Source organism: Streptomyces xinghaiensis S187, from assembly GCF_000220705.2.
Taxonomy (GTDB): Bacteria; Actinomycetota; Actinomycetes; order Streptomycetales; family Streptomycetaceae; genus Streptomyces; species Streptomyces xinghaiensis.
This window is the reverse complement of record NZ_CP023202.1, coordinates 3,845,153-3,863,469: the sequence shown is the minus strand read 5'-3', so window position 1 is coordinate 3,863,469 and position 18,317 is coordinate 3,845,153. Positions and strand designations below refer to the sequence as shown.

Sequence of the window (18,317 nt, the reverse complement as noted above, 5' to 3'; positions counted from 1 at the left end):
CTCAAACAACGACCAGCCACCCGCCACCCCACCCGCAAAGAGTGAGTACACCGGGACCGGCACCAAAGAACACAAGCAAACAGCCCGTGCCCTCAGACACCCAACAGCGCGCCCGGCCCGACCCGTCACCCGATCACGTTCCACACCCCGCCGAAGCAGAGCAGTACTGGTGACCGGCCAACCGGCCGTGCCGAATAGTCAACGTTCCACCCATGAGCAACCAGCACCGGACATTCGCCGGTGTTCTGGCCTCTGGACCGTCAGGAGTTACCCCCTGCCGGCCGAGAAGTGCTCCTTAGAAAGGAGGTGATCCAGCCGCACCTTCCGGTACGGCTACCTTGTTACGACTTCGTCCCAATCGCCAGTCCCACCTTCGACGATTCCCTCCCTTACGGGTTGGGCCACCGGCTTCGGGTGTTACCGACTTTCGTGACGTGACGGGCGGTGTGTACAAGGCCCGGGAACGTATTCACCGCAGCAATGCTGATCTGCGATTACTAGCGACTCCGACTTCATGGGGTCGAGTTGCAGACCCCAATCCGAACTGAGACCGGCTTTTTGAGATTCGCTCCACCTCGCGGTATCGCAGCTCATTGTACCGGCCATTGTAGCACGTGTGCAGCCCAAGACATAAGGGGCATGATGACTTGACGTCGTCCCCACCTTCCTCCGAGTTGACCCCGGCAGTCTCCTGTGAGTCCCCATCACCCCGAAAGGCATGCTGGCAACACAGAACAAGGGTTGCGCTCGTTGCGGGACTTAACCCAACATCTCACGACACGAGCTGACGACAGCCATGCACCACCTGTACACCGACCACAAGGGGGGCCGTATCTCTACGGCTTTCCGGTGTATGTCAAGCCTTGGTAAGGTTCTTCGCGTTGCGTCGAATTAAGCCACATGCTCCGCCGCTTGTGCGGGCCCCCGTCAATTCCTTTGAGTTTTAGCCTTGCGGCCGTACTCCCCAGGCGGGGAACTTAATGCGTTAGCTGCGGCACGGACGACGTGGAATGTCGCCCACACCTAGTTCCCAACGTTTACGGCGTGGACTACCAGGGTATCTAATCCTGTTCGCTCCCCACGCTTTCGCTCCTCAGCGTCAGTATCGGCCCAGAGATCCGCCTTCGCCACCGGTGTTCCTCCTGATATCTGCGCATTTCACCGCTACACCAGGAATTCCGATCTCCCCTACCGAACTCTAGCCTGCCCGTATCGAATGCAGACCCGGGGTTAAGCCCCGGGCTTTCACATCCGACGCGACAAGCCGCCTACGAGCTCTTTACGCCCAATAATTCCGGACAACGCTCGCACCCTACGTATTACCGCGGCTGCTGGCACGTAGTTAGCCGGTGCTTCTTCTGCAGGTACCGTCACTTGCGCTTCTTCCCTGCTGAAAGAGGTTTACAACCCGAAGGCCGTCATCCCTCACGCGGCGTCGCTGCATCAGGCTTCCGCCCATTGTGCAATATTCCCCACTGCTGCCTCCCGTAGGAGTCTGGGCCGTGTCTCAGTCCCAGTGTGGCCGGTCGCCCTCTCAGGCCGGCTACCCGTCGTCGCCTTGGTAGGCCATCACCCCACCAACAAGCTGATAGGCCGCGGGCTCATCCTGCACCGCCGGAGCTTTCCACCACCATCGGATGCCCGAGATGGTCGTATCCGGTATTAGACCCCGTTTCCAGGGCTTGTCCCAGAGTGCAGGGCAGATTGCCCACGTGTTACTCACCCGTTCGCCACTAATCCCCTCCGAAGAGGTTCATCGTTCGACTTGCATGTGTTAAGCACGCCGCCAGCGTTCGTCCTGAGCCAGGATCAAACTCTCCGTGAATGCTTCACGCAAGAGCGGCGCAGCCCGGAGGAATAATCCGGACCGCGCACAGCGTCCTCGCTGTAAAATCGCCTCCCGACCGCCACCACACTCGATGGCACGGGAGGACTTGCTTCAAAGGAACCTCATCCCGGCAGCAAACCTGAATCTGCCGCCCGGACGGGGTATCAACATATCTGGCGTTGACTTTTGGCACGCTGTTGAGTTCTCAAGGAACGGACGCTTCCTTCGGCCCCGTCTCCGGGCCCTCCGGGCGCTTCCCTTCGGTGTTTCCAACCTACCAGACACTTTCCGAACCGATTTCCCGGCCCGAATTCCGTATCCGGTCCCCGTTGGAGAGGGTTTCCGCTGCGCCTTCCGGCGCGGCCCCTACGTTAGCGGATTTCCCGGCCGGCTCATAATCGAGCCTTTCGGTATCGAATTCCGGCATGCCGGAACCAATCCCCGATCGGGGAGATCCTGCTTCAGTGGGTGCCGCCGAAAGCGGCGGAAAGTGGCCGCCGGGATCCTCGGGGATCCGTGGCAACCCGGAGAACACTACGGTCGGCCCCGGGAGGTGTCAACTCGCCTCAGCCGAGGTCGCTGAGGCGTCCTTCCGCGTCGGGCTGGGCGTCCTCGACCCGTCGGAGCAGGCGGGTGAGCAGCTCTCCCAGCAGGGCCCGTTCGGCTGTCGTCAGGTCCTGCAGGAGTCCCTCCTCGAAGACGGTTGCCAGGCGCATCGCCTCGAGCCACTTCTCCCGGCCGGCGGCCGTCAGCTCCACGATGACGCGGACACGGTTGCTCTCGTCGCGTTCCCGGGTGACGAGTCCTTCCCCCACCATGCGGTCGATCCGGTGGGTCATCGCTGCCGGCGTGAGACCGAGGCGCTTGGCCAGGTCCCCGGGGCCCAGCCGGTACGGCGCACCGGAGAGGACCAGGGCCTGGAGGACCTCCCACTCGGCGTTGCTCATGCCGAGGGTGGCGGTCTGCCGGCCGTAGGCGACGTTCATCCTGCGGTTCAGCCGCTGCAGCGACGAGACGACCTGCTCGACCTGGGGGTCGAGGTCGTGGAACTCCCGCTGGTAGGCGGCGATCTGTTCCTCGATGCTCGGCTGGTCCTCGGTGGCGTTGTCAGACATGGCGGGCAGTATGGCACGCATCTCTTTGGCGTCGAAGGCTTCGGATGTGTAGTCTTCACCATCGAAGTTTAGGTTCAAAGTCTTCAAGGTTGGACTCCACAGGTCCCGCCCCCTCCTCTCTTCCTCCACGACCTGGGCAGGTGAGTGTGACCACCGCGATGAGCGCCGCGCTGCGCCGGATTCAACTGGGCAATGCGCTGAGCGCGTTCGGCAACGGCTTCACCGTTCCGTATCTGTTCCTCTATGTGGCGCGGGTGCGGGATCTCGGAGCGAGCACCGCGGGGGTCGTCCTCGCCGTCTTCGCCCTGGCCGCCCTGGTGGCGCTGCCGTTCACCGGCCGGATCATCGACCGGCGCGGGCCGCTGCCGGTGGTGGTCGTGGGTTCGGCCGCCGCGGCCGCGGGGTCCGCCGGGATGGGCCTGGCGTCCACCGAGGCGCTGGTCATCGCGGCGGCCGCGCTGCTGGGCACGGGGATATCGGTGATCCAGCCCGCCCTGGCCACGCTCATCGTCTGGTGCTCGTCCCCCGCCACCCGCTCGCGGGCGTTCGCCACGCAGTTCTTCCTGAACAACCTCGGCTTGGGCATCGGCGGTCTGCTCGGCGGGCTGATCGTGGACATCTCGCGTGCCGGCAGCTTCCTGGTGCTGTTCGGGATCGAGGCGGTGATGTTCCTGGTGCTCGGCGCAGCCGTGGCGTCCGTTCGTCTCGCGAAGGCCGCGGTTGCGGGCGCGGGATATGGGGAGACGGTCCCGGCTGCCGGCGGGGGCGGGAGCGGCCTGCGGGTTCTGCTCCGGGACCGGTCGATGGTGGGCCTGTGTGTGCTGGGCTTTGTGCTGTTCTTCGCCTGCTACGGCCAGTTCGAGTCGGGGCTCTCCGCCTTCGCGGTCGATGTCGCGCGCATATCGCCCGCCACCCTCGGGGTGGCGCTGGCCGCCAACACCGCGGTCATCGTGCTGGCGCAGTTCGTGGTCCTGCGGCTGGTGGAACGGCGGCGGCGGAGCCGCGTGATCGCTCTGGTGGGGCTGATATGGACCCTGGCCTGGGTGGCGGCCGGTGCGTCAGGGCTGCTGCACGGCCGTCACGCCTGGGCGGTGGCGGCGATCATCTCCACCTATGCGCTGTTCGGGCTGGGTGAGGCGATGCTGTCGCCGACCGTGGCACCGCTGGTGGCGGACCTGGCTCCGAGAGGGCTGATCGGCCGGTACAACTCCGCTTTCGCGCTGGTGAAGCAGCTGGCGCTGGCCGTCGGGCCGGCGGTGGGCGGGCTCATGGCCGGCGCCGGGGCGTACACCGCCTACATCGCGATGCTGATCGTCTGTTCGCTGGGGATCTCGGTGCTGGCGCTGCGGCTGGGGAGACGGCTCACACCGGAACAGGACAGCCCGCTGCGGGCGGCCGCACCACCGGTTCCGGCCGTGGCCGGCGCGGAGACACACTCTGCGGCGCCAGTGCCCGTGGGTATCTGACGGCTCGCCGGTACTCCCTGCTCGGCCGGTGGCTACGGGTCCCGGGGCCTCGGCGTGTCGGGGCGTCGGGGTTGTTGCTTGCGGTCGCGGTTCCCTGCGCCGGCGGGCTCCATCATGGATGCGGTGTACGGCAGCTGTCGGGGAGGGCGAACTCGCACCAGACGGCCTTGCCTCCGCCCGGGGTCCGCCGGGAGCCCCAGGAGGAGGCGATGGTCGCGATGATCGAGATGCCGCGGCCGGACTCGTCCGCCGGTTCGGCGCGGCGGCGGCGCGGGAGGTGGTCGTCCCCGTCCGTCACCTCGACGATCAGGCGGCGGTCCGTACGGCGCAGCCGGAGCCGCATGGGCGGGATGCCGTGCTGGAGGGAGTTGGCGACCAGTTCGCTCGCGGCCAGGACGCCCAGGTCGTGCAGCTCGGTGGGGAAGCGCCAGCTGGTGAGGACGCCCGAGGCGAACGCGCGGGCGCGGGGAGCCGCTTCGACACCGCCGAGGAGGTCGAGGGCGGCGTTGTGGAAGAGCTCCGCGTCGTGTCCGGTGCGGGCAGGGTGCTGGAGGACGAGGACGGCGACGTCGTCGTCGTGGTCGGCGGTGACGCCCAGGGCGCGGATCAGCCGGTCACAGACGGCCTGCGGGGTGCCGTCGGCGCCCGCGAGGGCTTGTTCGAGCGCGGAGACGCCGTCGTCGATGTCGGCGTCGCGGCGCTCGACGAGGCCGTCGGTGTAGAGCACGGCGGTGGCGCCGGGCTCCAGCGGTACGGAGCCGGAGGTGTGCACCCAGCCTCCGGTGCCGAGCGGAGGGCCGGTGGGCTCGGCGGCGCGGCGGACCGTGCCGTCGGCATCGCGGACGATGATCGGCAGATGGCCGGCCGAGGCGTGGACGAGGCGGTTCTCGTTGGGGTCGTGGACGGCGTAGAGGCAGGTGGCGATCTGGTTGGGGTCGATCTCGGCGGCGAGGCCGTCGAGAAGCTGGAGCACCTCGTGCGGGGGCAGGTCGAGCCGGGCGTAGGCCCTTACGGCGGTGCGGAGTTGGCCCATCACCGCCGCGGCGCGGACTCCGCGGCCCATGACGTCGCCGATGACCAGGGCGGTGCGGCCGGCGCCGAGGGTGATGACGTCGTACCAGTCACCGCCCACCGCTTCGTCGGTGCCGCCCGGCTGGTAGGTGGCGGCGACGCGCAGGTCGTCGGGCTGTTCGAGCTTCTGCGGGAGCAGGCTCCGCTGGAGGGTGACGGCGGTCTCGCGCTGCCGGCGCTCGCTGGTGCGCAGCCGCTCGGCGGCCTCGACCTGGTCGGTGACGTCCGTGGCGAAGACCATGACGCCCTTGCGGGGCGAACCGGGCCGGGCCGGTCGGCGGTCCGCGGCTCCCGCCGCGCGCAGCACGGCCCGGGCCGCCGCGCGGTCGCGGACGCCGTCGGGTTGGCCGTCGCCGCCGGCCGAAGCGGTGCCGCCGGGGGCGGAGCCGGGAGCCGTGCCGTCGGGTGACGTGCTGTCGGCAGACGCGCCGTCGGATGACGCGCCGTCCGGGGGAGGGCCCGGCACCGTGCCGGTGGCGGCAGGGGTGGCCGCTCCGTCGGTGTGCGGTTTCCCCTCCGGTCCGTCCGCGGGTGAGAGTTCGACGGGGGTGCAGGTGAAGGTGTAATGGCCCGAGCGGGACAGCCCGCGGGCGCGGCGGGCCTTGAGGGTGCGGGGCTTGCCGCTGCGCAGGACCTGGTCCATGAGCGGCAGCAGACCGAGCTCCGTCAGCTCCGGCAGCAGCTCACGGGCGGGGCCGCCGAGGGAGCGGTCCCCGAAGACGGTGGTGTAGGCGTCGTTGACGTAGGCGATGCGGTGCTCCGGGCCGTGGACGACCGCGACCAGCCCGGGCACCTGGTCGAGTACGTCCCGCGCCAGCAGCTCCCGCGCGGCCGGGCGCCCGCCCGGGGAGCCGGCCGGTGGTGGCGTCTCGAACGGCTCCGGCGGCTCCTCCCTGGCGGTGGGCACGCCGCTGCCCGGCGCGGACGGAGCCTGGGGACTGCCGCCGCGGTCGGACCGCACCGCGGCGCGTCGCTGTGTACCGGGGAGCCGGGCGCTCCAGCGCGTGAAGTTCACTGAGATTTGCCTCGTGATGTCGCTTCGGATCAGCGGGACGGCCGGGGAATGCCGCTGGTTTCCTGGTTCGGGAAGGGGAGCGGGGCCCGGCGGTGCCGCCGGACGCCGCTGTCCCGGGACCGGGAGGCAGCGGCTTTCTCGACGGGTGCGAGCCCACCCTTGATGGTCACATGCCCAGTGTGGCGGACCGGGCTGACATCCGTCAGACGAGGCCGCCGATCGCGTAGTTCCGGCTTCCCTCGCCTTCCGGTCATCTGCCGTCGGACGGGTGATCTGTCCCGGCCGCGAGTTCGAATTCGGCGCGGGGGTGCTCCAGAGAGCCGAGAGAGACGATCTCGCGTTTGAAGAGTCCGGCGAGGGACCATTCGGCGATCACCCGGGCCTTACGGTTGAAGGTCGGCACCCGGCCGAGGTGGTAGACGCGGTGCATGAACCAGGCCGGATAGCCCTTGATCTTCTTGCCGTACACATGTGCGACACCCTTGTGGAGGCCCAGGGAGGCGACCGATCCGGCGTGCGCGTGCTCGTAGTCCTTGGTCCCGCCGCCGCGGAGGGAGGCGACGAGGTTGTCGGCGAGGGTCCGCGCCTGGCGCACCGCGTGCTGGGCGTTGGGCGCGCAGAGCGCGTCCGGTGTGCCCGCGGCGAGGTCCGGTACGGCGGCGGCGTCCCCCGCGGCCCACGCGTGCTCCGTGCCGTCGACGCGCAGGGCCGCCGTGCACCGCAGCCGGCCCCGGTCGTTGAGCGGCAGGCCGCTGGCGGCGAGTACGGGGTGCGGTTTGACGCCCGCCGTCCACACCAGGGTGCGGGTGGGGAAACGGGAGCCGTCGCTGAGCACCGCGACCCGCTTCTCGCAGGATTCGAGCCGGGTGTCGAGGCGGATGTCGATGTTGCGGCCGCGCAGCTCGCGGACGGCGTAGGTGCCCATCTCCTCGCCGACCTCGGGCAGGATGCGCCCGGTGGCCTCGACGAGGATCCACTTCATGTCCTCGGGTTCGACGTTGTGGTAGTAGCGCAGGGCGTAGCGGGCCATGTCCTCCAGCTCGGCGATCGCCTCCACACCCGCGTAGCCGCCGCCGACGAAGACGAAGGTGAGGGCGGCGGAACGGACCGCCGGGTCGCGGGTCGAGGAGGCGATGTCCAGCTGCTCCAGGACATGGTTGCGGAGCATGATGGCTTCCTCGACCGTCTTGAATCCGATGCCGAATTCGGCCAGGCCGGGGACGGGGAGGGTGCGGGAGACCGAGCCGGGGGCCAGCACCAGTTCGTCGTAGCCGATCTCGACCGGGTCGGTGCCCTCCTCCTCGGTGGCGAGGGTCCGTACGGTCGCGGTGCGCGCGGTGTGGTCGATGGCCGTGGCCTCGCCGACCACCACCTGGCACTTCCTCAGCACCCGGCGCAGCGGGACGACGACATGGCGCGGGGAGATCGAGCCCGCCGCCGCTTCCGGGAGGAACGGCTGGTACGTCATGTAGGGCTCGGGGTCGAGCACGGTGATCAGCGCTTCGCCTCGTTTGAGCCTCCGCTGGAGCCGCAGCGCGGTGTACATCCCGACACAGCCACCGCCGACCACGAGAATGCGCGCCGGTTCCGTCACAGAGGGTCTCCTCGCGATGTCGTTCCGCCGTGCCCGCTCCCTGAAAGCGCGGCACCCTCCCATGACGCACCGGCGGCGGCCGTTTGTCCACAGGCCCCGCGAAATGTATGACCGGCGTGCCGTGGCGGGCGGAACGGGCAATTCCGCTGGGACGGCCGCAAGCTGCGCAGGTCAGCGCGGGGCCGTTCGCCGTACGGGACACGCCGGCCGGAGCCGGGCGGTCCTCCGCACCGGCCGGGGGGTGGTCTGTGCGGAACTGCCCTCTTCTTTCCGGGCCTGGGCTCAACTATGTTCGTATCCCGTCGGGGGAGCCAGACCGTCTCCCGGCAGTCACGGCGGGGAGTCTCCGGGGGGAGACGTCATTTACCGGGGGAAAACACATGCATACGCAGAGTTCTCACTGGCCGGCCGCTCTCGCGGCGGCACCGGACGGCAGCACGCGGGCGACCGCGGACGGCTCCGACGTCATGGGTGCCGCGCGCTCGACGCCGTTGCGGGTGGACGCACAGCGCAATCTGGAGCACGTCCTGCGCGCGGCGCGCGAGGTCTTCGGTGAGCTGGGATACGGGGCGCCGATGGAGGATGTCGCACGGCGGGCCCGGGTCGGCGTGGGCACCGTCTACCGGCGCTTCCCGAGCAAGGACGTACTCGTCCGGCGGATAGCCGAGGAGGAGACCGCGCGCCTCACCGAGCAGGCGCGGGCCGCCCTGGGCCAGGAGGAGGAGCCCTGGTCGGCGCTCTCCCGCTTCCTGCGCACCTCGGTCGCGTCCGGAGCCGGCCGGCTGCTGCCGCCGCAGGTGCTGCGGGTCGGCGTCGGCCCCGAGCCGGAGGGGGCGGACGCCGCCGCCCGGGTGCCGCAGCAGCGGCAGCCCGCCGTGCCGGGGCAGGGACAGCCGGATCTGCGGCTCGTCGAGCGCACCCCGGAGCCGGCCGAGCACGACCCGGGCGCCGCGGTCCTGCTGGACGTCGTGGGGCAGCTCGTCGACCGCGCCCGGGCCGCCGGTGAGCTGCGCGGCGATGTGACCGTCGCCGACGTGCTGCTCGTGATAGCCACCGCGGCTCCGGCTCTGCCCGACGCGGCGCAGCAGCAAGCCGCCTCGGCGCGGCTTCTGGACATCCTCCTGGAGGGGCTGCGCCCGCGCGCGCTCTGAGGGAGGGACCGGCTCCGCGGTCCTTCGGGGCGCGGGGCCGGTCCGGCCGGATGTCCGCAGGCCCGGCGGGCAGGGTGGCCTTCGCGTCTTCTGCCGTGAAGTCCCCCTGTCCGGAGGGTCGTTCTGGTTCCTTGTATGGGGCCGGGGCCGGGCATTGTGGCAGTCTTTCCCGGGGGCTCGGGTGTGTCGTCGGGTACGGGGGCTTCTGCCATGGGATCTGAGCAGCCGACGGGCGGACCGCCGCCGGCCGACGCGGATCTGCTCCGGCGGACCGCGGACGGGGACGACACTGCCTTCGAGGAGTTCTTCCGGCGCCATGCGGTGGCCGTCCGGCGCCACGCCCGCGACTGCTGCCACGACACCGACTCCGCCGACGACCTCACCACCGAGGCCTTCGCCCGTACGCTCCGCGGGATTCGCGGCGGTGTCCGCCCCGAAGCACCCGAGCGCGTCCATCTGCTGACGACGGTCCGCCGGGTGGCCGCGGAGTGGAGCCGGACGGGGAAGGGCGAGCGGCTCCGCACCGGATTCGCCGGCTTCGCCGTCCTCGCGGAGGCCACCGGCCCCGCCCGCGCCGCGGGGGGCGCCGGGGTGACCGGCGCGGCCCCGGCGCCGGGCACGGCGGGCCTGCCCGGGTGTGCGGACGCGTCGGGGGTTCTCGGTGCGCCGGACTGCGCCGGCGCCCGTTCCGGGAGCGGCGCGGGCCCGGCCGGGCTTCCGGCCGGAGCCGGGGACCGGCGGGCGGAGGCGGACGCCGGGGTCCGGGCGATGCGGGAGGCGGAGCGCTCGGAGGTCGTCCGGGCCTTCCGCGTCCTGCCCGCGCCCTGGCAGACCGTGCTCTGGCACACCCTGGTCGAGGCCGAGTCCCCGGAGAGCGCCGCCCGGCTGCTCGGCATGAGCCCGGAGGCCGCGGCCGCACTGGCGCACCGGGCGCGCAAGGGGCTCGAACAGGCCTGCCTGAGGGTCCGGTTGGCGGATGCCTCGGCCGAGGGCGGCGACTGTGCCCGCTCCACTCCGCTCCTCGCCGCCTGCGCCGAGGGCGGTCTGCGGGCCCGCACGGTACGAGGGTTGCGCCGGCATCTCGCGGCCTGCGCACGGTGCCGCACGGCGGTACGGGACGCGGCGGACGCCGCCGTCCGGCTGCGCATGGCGCTGCCCGTCGCCGTCCTCGGGCCCCTGGCGGCGGGATATCCGCGGCAGGCGGCCGGGGCTGTCCCGGGGAGGCGTCCGGGTGGCGGAACGGGATCGGACCGGGTCGTGCCCGAGGCCGGCGGTGCGCCGGTGCGGATGGGGCTGGCGGCCGGGGTGGCGGCCGCCACCGCCGCCGTTCTCGTCGTTCTGGCCGGGGGTGCCGGTGCGCCCGACAGCGGGCCGCGGGCCGGCCGGGCACCGGCGCCGGTGGCTCCCGGGGAGCCGGGTCCCGGCTCCGGAGCGGTCCGCGACCCGGGACCGGAAGCGCCCGGACCGGCGGCCACGCCTGCCCAGACGCGGCGGGAGAGTGCCGGTTCCCGGACCCCGCCCGGTTCCGCGGCGGGCGGGTCCACGGGGCCGGCGGGTTCCCGGGGGCCGGCGCGGTCCGGGGGCACCTCCCCGGCACCTGCCTCCCCCGGGGCGGTCGCGTCCCCGTCCGGTGCCTCGTCCTCCCCGCCGGCATCCGCCTCCGGCTCCTCGCCGCCGTCCTCCGCTCCCGTCCCGAGTTCGTCCGGCCCCTCCGTCGAGCCGAAGCCGGCCCCGCTGGCGTACGACCTCGGCGAGCTGGCGTACGACACGCACGGCGACGGCACGGGCCCGGAGGTGCGCAGCGCGGAGAGCTCCTGGCTGTGGCCCCGTCAAGGGATCATGATCGGCCGGGAGTTGTTCCCGGAGGGCGTGACCGTGCAGGCCCGGTCGTCGGTCACGGTCGACCTCAACCGGCCGTGCACGACGTACAGCGCGCGGGTCGGGCTGGACGATCTGCGACCGGTGCCGGGGGCGGCCCTGTTCTCCGTCTACGGGGACGGTGCGCTGCTGTGGCGTTCGGACGTCCTGCGCGACGGGGACGCGGCTCTGCCGGTCCAGGTCTCGCTGTCCGGTGTCCGGACCCTCCGGCTGGTCGTCGAGCCGTACCGCCGGAGTCCGGAGGCTCTGGCGGACTGGGCCGGGGCGCGCATCAACTGCCGGTGACCGGTGGCCCGGGAGCGTGCCGCCCGGTGCGGCGGACGCGGTGGCCGTCTGCCGGGCGGCGGCGAGCTCGGAGGCCGCCGGGCGCCCGGCGCGCGGGAGGGCGAGCCGGTATCGGCGCCGAACGGCCTTCCCCGGTGTGGAGCATGCGCACCGGCGCGCCCCGCCCTCCGCGTACGGGCTTCGGTACCGGCCTCCGTACAGGCCGGTGGCCCACCATCCTGCGGACGGCTCCGGGGCCGGGCCCCGGTCCGGGCCGCGGGCCCGCCGGGCAAGCCTGTGGAACGGCTCAGCGCCTCACAGAGCCGGTCGTGAGGTCCCCGGCACCCCTCCGGACACCGCACGCTGCCGCGGCGCCTCCGAGCCCGTCCAGCAGCTCCCCCGGCGCGCGATCAGCCGGCGCAGCCAGAGCTCGGTGGAGACCAGTTCGGCCAGGCCGTCCAGCGGTACCGGTTCGCCCTGAGCCGCCGCGCGCAGCGCCTTGCGCACCACCCGGGCCTCCACCAGCCCCGCGTCCGCCAGCAGCGGTGCGTCGAAGAGGGCCACGAGCCCGTCCACCGAGGCGCGCAGCCCGGCCCGGACGGAGGCCGCCTGGGAGGCCTGGGAGGGCGCTCCCCAGCCCGGAGGGAGGTCGTGGATGCCCGCACCCGCCAGCACGGTGCGCAACACCGAGGCGCGCGCCCCCGGTTGGACGCGGAGCGCCTCGGGGAGCGCGCGGCAGGCACGGACGACCTGGTTGTCGAGGAAGGGTGCGTGCAGCCGCTGGTTTCTGATCTCGGCGGCTTGTTCGAAGACCCGGTGGTCGGCCGCGTGCCGGGCGAGCGCGGCGTTGGCGCGCCGCTCGCCCGGGCGTTCGACGGTGCCGGGCCGGGACGCCGCGTCGTGCAGGCGGACCGACACCTCGGCGAGCGCCTCGCCCGTCAGCCAGCGCGCCGCCGGGCCGGGACGGCACCAGGCGAGCGCGGCCAGGGAGGCGTCGACGGCACCCGCGTCGGCGGCCGTCACCGGAAGGCCGCGGATCTGGCCGCCGTGGCCGCCCGCGTCGGTGAAGCGGCGTTCCAGGAGCATCCCCGCCACGTCCCGTACGCCCTCGCGGTAGGGCGTACGGGCGAGCCGGCGCGCCGCCCGGTAGACGGTGAAGGGGACGAAGAGCGACTGGGCGCCGGGGCCGTCGGCCCGGACGAGGGCCGCCATCGGGCGGAGCAGCCGCCGCCGTTGGCGGTCGAGGAGCAGGTCCGCGAGGCGGGCGGGGTGGGCGTCGAGGACCTGGCGCGCGCCGTGGCCGACGATGTGGTCGGCGCTGCCCGCGGCGAGCCGGTACCGGTGGCGGGCGGCGGTGACGAGGGACGGGCCGGGCTCGTCGGTGAGGAAGACGGTGTCGAGGCCGGCGTACGGCAGGGCCTCCTCGCCCCCGGCGACGACGACGTGGTGGAGGCGGGGGTTGGCGGCGAGGCTTCGGGCCCGTTCCAGTTCGGCGTCGCGCTCCCGGCCGCCGCCCGCGGCGAGGTCGTTGAAGGTGACGGCGAGCAGCCGCTCGCCGGCGCCGGTGCCGTGGTGGCCGAGGATCGTGCCGGGGTTGCCGGGGAGTCCGGCGGCGAGGAGGGCGAGGGTGGAGGAGGCGCTGCCGCCCGAGAGGTCGGCGCCTATGCCGGGGGCGGGGGCCCCGCGCGCCGCGCGGCGTTCCGCGGGGCCCATGCCGGGCACGGGCCCCGGGTCGGCCGGCTCGGCCTCCGGGGCGTGGCGGGGGGCGGCGAGGCGGGCGCGTACGGCTTCGACGAGGGCGTCGCGCACCCCGTCGATGGCCTGGCCGGGGTCGAGTTGGGGCGCCGCGACGGCGAGCGAGGCGGTCGGCTCGTAACCGGTGATCTCGCGGGCTCCGTCGCGCAGGACGAGGGCGTGGCCGGGCGGTACCCGTCTCACGCCCATGTAGGGGGTGCCGTCGCGCAGGGCCTCCGGGGAGTCGGGGCAGGCGAGCAGCGCGGCGAGGTGGCCGACGTCGAGCTGTGCCTCGACGAGGTCGGCGAGCGGCAGGGCCGCGGTGGCGTAGGCGGTGCCGCCGCGCCAGGGGGTGTGGAAGACGGGGCGGGCGCCGGCCAGATCGCCGGTGACGGTGATGCGGCGGCCGACCTGGAGGACGGCGGTGTACCCGCCCGGCCAGGCGGTGAGATGGCGCAGGGCGCCGCCGCGGGCGGCGAACAGGGCGACGCGCAGTTCCTCGTCGGTGGCGCCGCAGCAGCCGAGCACCGCGATCCGGGTGAACGGGTCGGCCTGGACGACGCGGATCTCGTCGGGACGCCAGTCGCCGACGGCCCAGAGCGGATCGGGGCCGCTCCAGAGCGGCTGGGAGCCCACGGGGTGGACGGGGGTCTCGCCGCCGTCGCCGTTCGTGCTCCACGCGCTGCGGGAAGCGCCTGCGGCGGCACTGCTCCACCCCACCAACCACCGCATCGCCGCCTCCACAGCCCGAGGGCAACCCTGTACCCGCCGCACGCAGTCATCGTGCACAGTAGTCCGACAGGTCCGGCATCGGCCCGGCGACGCTCCGGGAGCGGCGCGCCCGCCAACTGGCCGCGGGCCGGGGCAATGTGGGTCCCGTCAGGCTCCATGCTGCCACGGGAACGGCGCACAAGGGGCGGTTGAGGGAGCACGCACTCCCACGCCATGCGCCCCGTTGAGAAGGGCGAAAACAAGCCAACTTCGGGCGGCCGTACGGGTGGGCGCCACCGCCGGGAACGGTGCGGTCCGGGAAACGATCAGCGTCTCCCGGACCGTCCCGCCGCCCGCGGGGAATGAGGCGACGGGGTCCCCCCGGCCCGCTGGATCCGGTGCGGCGGGCCGACCCACGCGCTCCTCATGGAAGCGCTCTCGCGCTGGCCGGGACAGCGCGCACGTCCGGGCGCAGGGCGGCACACCCCGGGGGCACGGGCCCGGCCGCGCTCCCCGTCACGGCCACATTCTCGCCATCCGGTACTTCGCCCCTTAACGGTCGGGATGTGGGCAACTACGCTGGGCTTACGAATGCCCCGTGCCTATGCCGGGGCGGCCGTCGGTGTGTCGAGGGGTGGCTCATGTCCAGGGAGCAACGCGGGCCGAACGAGAAGCTCGGCACCGTTCTCGCCCTCGCGGGCATCAGCAATGCCGGCTTGGCGCGCCGCGTCAACGACCTCGGAGCACAGCGCGGTCTGACGCTCCGTTACGACAAGACCTCGGTGGCCAGATGGGTCTCCAAGGGCATGGTTCCGCAGGGTGCCGCGCCGCATCTGATCGCCGCCGCCATCGGCAGCAAACTCGGCCGCCCCGTGCCGCTGCACGAGATAGGTCTGGCCGACGCCGATCCCGCACCCGAGGTCGGTCTCGCCTTCCCGCGCGCCGTCGGTGCCGCCGTCCGCTCGGCCACCGAGCTCTACCGCCTCGATCTCGCCGGCCGCCGCGCCGGCAGCGGCGGCATCTGGCAGAGCCTGGCCGGATCGTTCGCCGTCAGCGCCTACGCGACGCCCGCCTCGCGCTGGCTGATCACGCCCGCCGACAGCAACGCCGCCCGCGACCCGAAGGAGGCCGAGGCCGCCGCCGCCGACGGCCCGCCGCAGCGCGTCGGGCACAGCGACGTCACCAAGCTCCGCGAGGCCGCTGAGGACGCCCGCCGCTGGGACTCCAAGTACGGCGGCGGTGACTGGCGTTCGTCGATGGTCCCCGAGTGCCTGCGGGTCGACGCGGCGCCGCTGCTCCTCGGTTCGTACAGCGACGAGGTCGGGCGCTCCCTGTTCGGCGCGACCGCCGAACTCACCCGGCTCGCCGGCTGGATGGCCTTCGACACCGGCCAGCAGGAGGCGGCCCAGCGCTACTACATCCAGGCGCTGCGGCTCGCGCGCGCCGCCGCCGATGTGCCGCTGGGCGGCTACGTCCTGGCCTCCATGAGCCTCCAGGCCACCTACCGCGGCTTCGCCGACGAGGGCGTCGACCTCGCCCAGGCCGCCGTCGAACGCAATCGCGGCCTGGCCACCGCCCGCACCATGAGTTTCTTCCGGCTCGTCGAGGCCCGTGCCCACGCCAAGGCCGGCGACTCGCACGCGGCCAGCGCCGCGCTGCGGTCCTCCGAGGGCTGGCTCGAGCGCTCCCGGCCGGGCGACCAGGACCCCAACTGGCTCGGGTTCTACTCCGAGGGGCGGTTCGCGGCCGACGCCGCGGAGTGCTACCGCGACCTCAAGGTGCCCCGGCAGGTTCGGCGCTTCACCGAGCAGGCGCTCTCGCAGCCGACGGAGGAGTTCGTCCGCTCGCACGGACTGCGGCTGGTCGTCGCGGCGGTCGCCGAACTGGAATCCGGGAACCTGGACGCCGCGTGCGCACAGGGGACGCGGGCGGTGGAGGTCGCCGGGCGGATCTCCTCGGCGCGGACCACCGAGTATGTGCGGGACCTGCTGCACCGGCTGGAGCCGTACGGGGACGAGCCGCGCGTGGCGGAACTGCGGGAGCGGGCACGGCCGTTGCTGGTGGCGCCGGCCTAGGCGGAGATCGTACGGAGCGAAGGGAGGGCCGGGACCGTTCGTGAGCGGGAGCCGGCCACCCGGGCGCGGGCCCGTACGGACCCGTCAGGGGCCGCACAGACCTCACCTCATGCGCGGGCGGACACCCGCGCGCGGAGGAAGTCCAGCAGGACGGCGTTGAAGCGCTCGGGCTGTTCGACTCCCGGCAGGTGCCCGGCCCCGTCGATCACGCTCAGCGTGGCGCGCGGGACGAGACGGCTGATGGCCTCGGCCTCGGCGACCGGGGTGTACACGTCGTCCGCGCCGACCACGACCAGGGTGGGGACCCCGACGGCGGCGAGCGTGTCGCGGTAGTCGGGGCGTTCCGCCCGCCCGCGCAGCGCGGCCGCGGCACCTCGGGGGTCGGTGGCGCGCATCATGCCGAGGACGTGTGTGGCCGCGTCGGGGAGGGCGGTGACGTTGTAGGAGGCGAGCATCTTGCCGATGACGTCGTCGGCGTAACCGTCCATGCCCTCGGCGAGCAGCCGGTCGGCCAGGCGGTTGCGGAAGCGTCTGCCCTCCGCCGTTTCCGGGGACGGCGAGGTGTCGGACAGCAGCAGCGCCCGCACCCTCCGCGGGTGGCGGCGGTGGAATTCCATGGCGATCTGGCCTCCCATGGACACGCCGCCGACCACCGCGCGCTCGACGCCGAGGTGGTCCAGGAGCGCGGCGATGTCGTCCGCGAAGCGGGAGAGCAGCACCTTGCCCGGCGTGACGTCGCTGTCCCCGTAGCCGCGCAGGTCGGGGGTGATCACCCGGTGCCCGGCCGCGGTGAGCGCGCGGGTCTGCGGAGCCCACAGCGTGCGGTTGAACGGGTGTCCGTGCACCAGGACGACCGGTATGCCGTCCGCCGGACCGGAGTCGTCGTAGTGGAGCGTGGCGTCGTTCACCGTCAAGCGGCTCATCGGGGCACCCCTGGCGTCGGTCACCGGCACGGGGACGGAAGCCTACGCCCCCGGCCCGGGGGTGGTACGGACACCGCCCTGACGAACGTGGACCTCCGGATCTCGCCGGTCTTGCCGATCTCCCCCTCGGGGACCCGGCGGCGGAGCTCCGCCGGCAGGTTTCGGGTGGCTGTCAGTGGGCCAGGGCATCATCGGGAGAGGCGGAGCGCGAGCGGGGAGGTGTGGGGCGGTGTCGTACGACTGCGACGTCCTGGTGATCGGCGGCGGAATCGTCGGGCTGTCGTCCGCGTACGCGATCACGCGTGCGGCGCCCGGCACCCGGGTGGTCGTGCTGGAGAAGGAGCCCGGCCCGGCGCTCCACCAGACGGGGCGCAACAGCGGCGTGATCCACAGCGGCATCTACTACCGCCCGGGCTCGTTGAAGGCGCGGTTCGCGGTGCGGGGCGCCGCGGAGATGGTGCGGTTCTGTGCCGAGCAGGGCCTGCCGTACGAGGTGACCGGCAAGCTGATCGTCGCCACCGAACGCGAGGAGCTGCCGCGGCTGCACGCCCTGGTGCAGCGCGGCCGGGAGCACGGCATACCGGTGCGCGAGCTGGGGCCGGCGCAGATCGCGGAGCGGGAACCGGCGGTGCGGGGGCTGGCAGCGATCCATGTCGGCTCCACCGGGGTGTGCGATTACGGGGCGGTCGCCCGCCGGCTGGCCCGGCTGGCGGAGGAGGAGGGCGCGAGCATCCGGTACGGCGCCGAGGTGCGGGCCGTCGGCCGGCGCTCCTCGTCGGTCGCGGTGCGCACCGCAGACGGCGCGGTGCTGCGGGCCCGGGCCCTGGTGAACTGCGCGGGGCTGCACAGCGACCGGGTGGCGCGGCTGGCCGGTGACGAGCCGGGCATGCGGATCGTCCCCTTCCGCGGGGAGTACTACGCACTGGCGCCGAGCCGGGCCGGGCTGGTCCGGGGCCTGGTCTATCCGGTGCCGGACCCGGCGTTCCCGTTCCTGGGCGTCCATCTCACCCGGGGCCTCGACGGCCATGTGCACATCGGCCCCAACGCCGTCCCCGCACTGGCCCGCGAGGGCTATGACTGGCGGACCCTGCGCCCCGCCGAGCTGGCCGGGACGCTGGCGTTCCCCGGTTCCTGGCGGATAGCCCGCCGCCACTGGCGGTACGGCGCCGGTGAGCTGCGCCGCTCGCTCTCGAAGAGGGCCTTCACGGAGGCGGTGCGGCGGATGCTGCCCGAGGTGTCCCCCGCGGATCTGGTGCCGGCGCCGGCGGGGGTCCGCGCACAGGCGGTGCTGCCGGACGGCGGTCTGGTGGACGATTTCCTGTTCGCCGAGGCGCCCCGGACCGTCCATGTGCTGAACGCGCCCTCCCCCGCCGCCACGGCTTCGCTGCCGATCGGACGCGAGGTGGCGCGGCGGGCCCTGGCCGCCCTGGGCATGGTGCGGGTGTAGGGCTGCCCGCCGCTCGGCGCGTCGGACCCGTCCGCCGGCTGCGGG

Annotated in this window: 10 protein-coding genes and 1 rRNA gene; 5 read left to right on the top strand and 6 right to left on the bottom strand. The window is 73.0% G+C overall.

Features of this window, described 5'->3' with window-relative positions:
• Positions 1-299: 299 nt before the first annotated feature.
• A 16S ribosomal RNA gene (locus tag SXIN_RS16610) occupies positions 300-1,825 on the bottom strand.
• A gap of 569 nt (positions 1,826-2,394) precedes the next feature.
• Entirely contained in the window at positions 2,395-2,943 is a 549-nt protein-coding gene (locus tag SXIN_RS16600) for a MarR family winged helix-turn-helix transcriptional regulator (protein WP_019707138.1), read from the bottom strand.
• A 146-nt stretch (positions 2,944-3,089) separates the two neighbouring features.
• Here SXIN_RS16600 and SXIN_RS16595 point away from each other — a divergent pair, with 146 nt between their 5' ends.
• A complete protein-coding gene (locus tag SXIN_RS16595) occupies positions 3,090-4,409 on the top strand; it encodes an MFS transporter (protein WP_019707139.1) in 1,320 nt (439 codons plus the stop codon).
• A gap of 112 nt (positions 4,410-4,521) precedes the next feature.
• Here the strand turns inward: SXIN_RS16595 and SXIN_RS16590 are convergent, their stop codons facing one another.
• Together SXIN_RS16590 and SXIN_RS16585 are read right to left on the bottom strand one after the other, a co-directional pair.
• Positions 4,522-6,495 (bottom strand): ATP-binding SpoIIE family protein phosphatase, encoded by a 1,974-nt coding sequence (locus SXIN_RS16590; protein WP_095757164.1) that lies wholly within the window; start codon positions 6,493-6,495, stop codon positions 4,522-4,524.
• Between the two features lie 250 nt (positions 6,496-6,745).
• Entirely contained in the window at positions 6,746-8,089 is a 1,344-nt protein-coding gene (locus SXIN_RS16585) for an NAD(P)/FAD-dependent oxidoreductase (protein WP_019707141.1), read from the bottom strand.
• Between the two features lie 380 nt (positions 8,090-8,469).
• On the opposite strand from SXIN_RS16585, the gene SXIN_RS16580 reads away from it, so the two are divergent.
• Positions 8,470-9,240, top strand: a complete 771-nt coding sequence (locus tag SXIN_RS16580) for a TetR/AcrR family transcriptional regulator (RefSeq protein WP_095757162.1) — start codon at positions 8,470-8,472, stop codon at positions 9,238-9,240.
• A gap of 210 nt (positions 9,241-9,450) precedes the next feature.
• A complete protein-coding gene (locus SXIN_RS16575; protein WP_107501159.1) occupies positions 9,451-11,403 on the top strand; it encodes an NPCBM/NEW2 domain-containing protein in 1,953 nt (650 codons plus the stop codon).
• 294 nt (positions 11,404-11,697) lie between these two features.
• Here SXIN_RS16575 and SXIN_RS16570 read toward each other — a convergent pair whose 3' ends face one another.
• Positions 11,698-13,848: an asparagine synthase-related protein gene (locus tag SXIN_RS16570; protein WP_107501158.1), complete on the bottom strand. Its 2,151-nt coding sequence runs from the start codon at positions 13,846-13,848 to the stop codon at positions 11,698-11,700.
• 620 nt (positions 13,849-14,468) lie between these two features.
• Here SXIN_RS16570 and SXIN_RS16565 point away from each other — a divergent pair.
• Complete coding sequence (locus SXIN_RS16565; protein WP_019707144.1) at positions 14,469-15,902, top strand: NsdA family TPR-like regulatory protein; 1,434 nt, start codon at positions 14,469-14,471, stop codon at positions 15,900-15,902.
• Between the two features lie 107 nt (positions 15,903-16,009).
• Here SXIN_RS16565 and SXIN_RS16560 read toward each other — a convergent pair whose 3' ends face one another.
• Positions 16,010-16,825 carry an alpha/beta fold hydrolase gene (locus SXIN_RS16560; protein ID WP_039820197.1) on the bottom strand — a complete coding sequence of 272 codons (816 nt, stop codon included), beginning with the start codon at positions 16,823-16,825 and terminating at the stop codon, positions 16,010-16,012.
• A gap of 229 nt (positions 16,826-17,054) precedes the next feature.
• Between SXIN_RS16560 and lhgO the strand changes: the two genes are divergently transcribed.
• A complete protein-coding gene (gene lhgO, locus SXIN_RS16555; protein WP_019707147.1) occupies positions 17,055-18,272 on the top strand; it encodes an L-2-hydroxyglutarate oxidase in 1,218 nt (405 codons plus the stop codon).
• Positions 18,273-18,317: the final 45 nt, after the last annotated feature.

Excerpts from the sequence above, each read along its gene's own strand:
- SXIN_RS16575 (WP_107501159.1), top strand. The coding sequence starts at position 9,451 with ATGGGATCTGAGCAGCCGACGGGCGGACCGCCGCCGGCCGACGCGGAT.
- SXIN_RS16580 (WP_095757162.1), top strand. The coding sequence starts at position 8,470 with ATGCATACGCAGAGTTCTCACTGGCCGGCCGCTCTCGCGGCGGCACCG.
- SXIN_RS16565 (WP_019707144.1), top strand. The coding sequence starts at position 14,469 with ATGTCCAGGGAGCAACGCGGGCCGAACGAGAAGCTCGGCACCGTTCTC.
- SXIN_RS16600 (WP_019707138.1), bottom strand. The coding sequence starts at position 2,943 with ATGTCTGACAACGCCACCGAGGACCAGCCGAGCATCGAGGAACAGATC.
- SXIN_RS16570 (WP_107501158.1), bottom strand. The coding sequence starts at position 13,848 with ATGCGGTGGTTGGTGGGGTGGAGCAGTGCCGCCGCAGGCGCTTCCCGC.
- SXIN_RS16560 (WP_039820197.1), bottom strand. The coding sequence starts at position 16,825 with ATGAGCCGCTTGACGGTGAACGACGCCACGCTCCACTACGACGACTCC.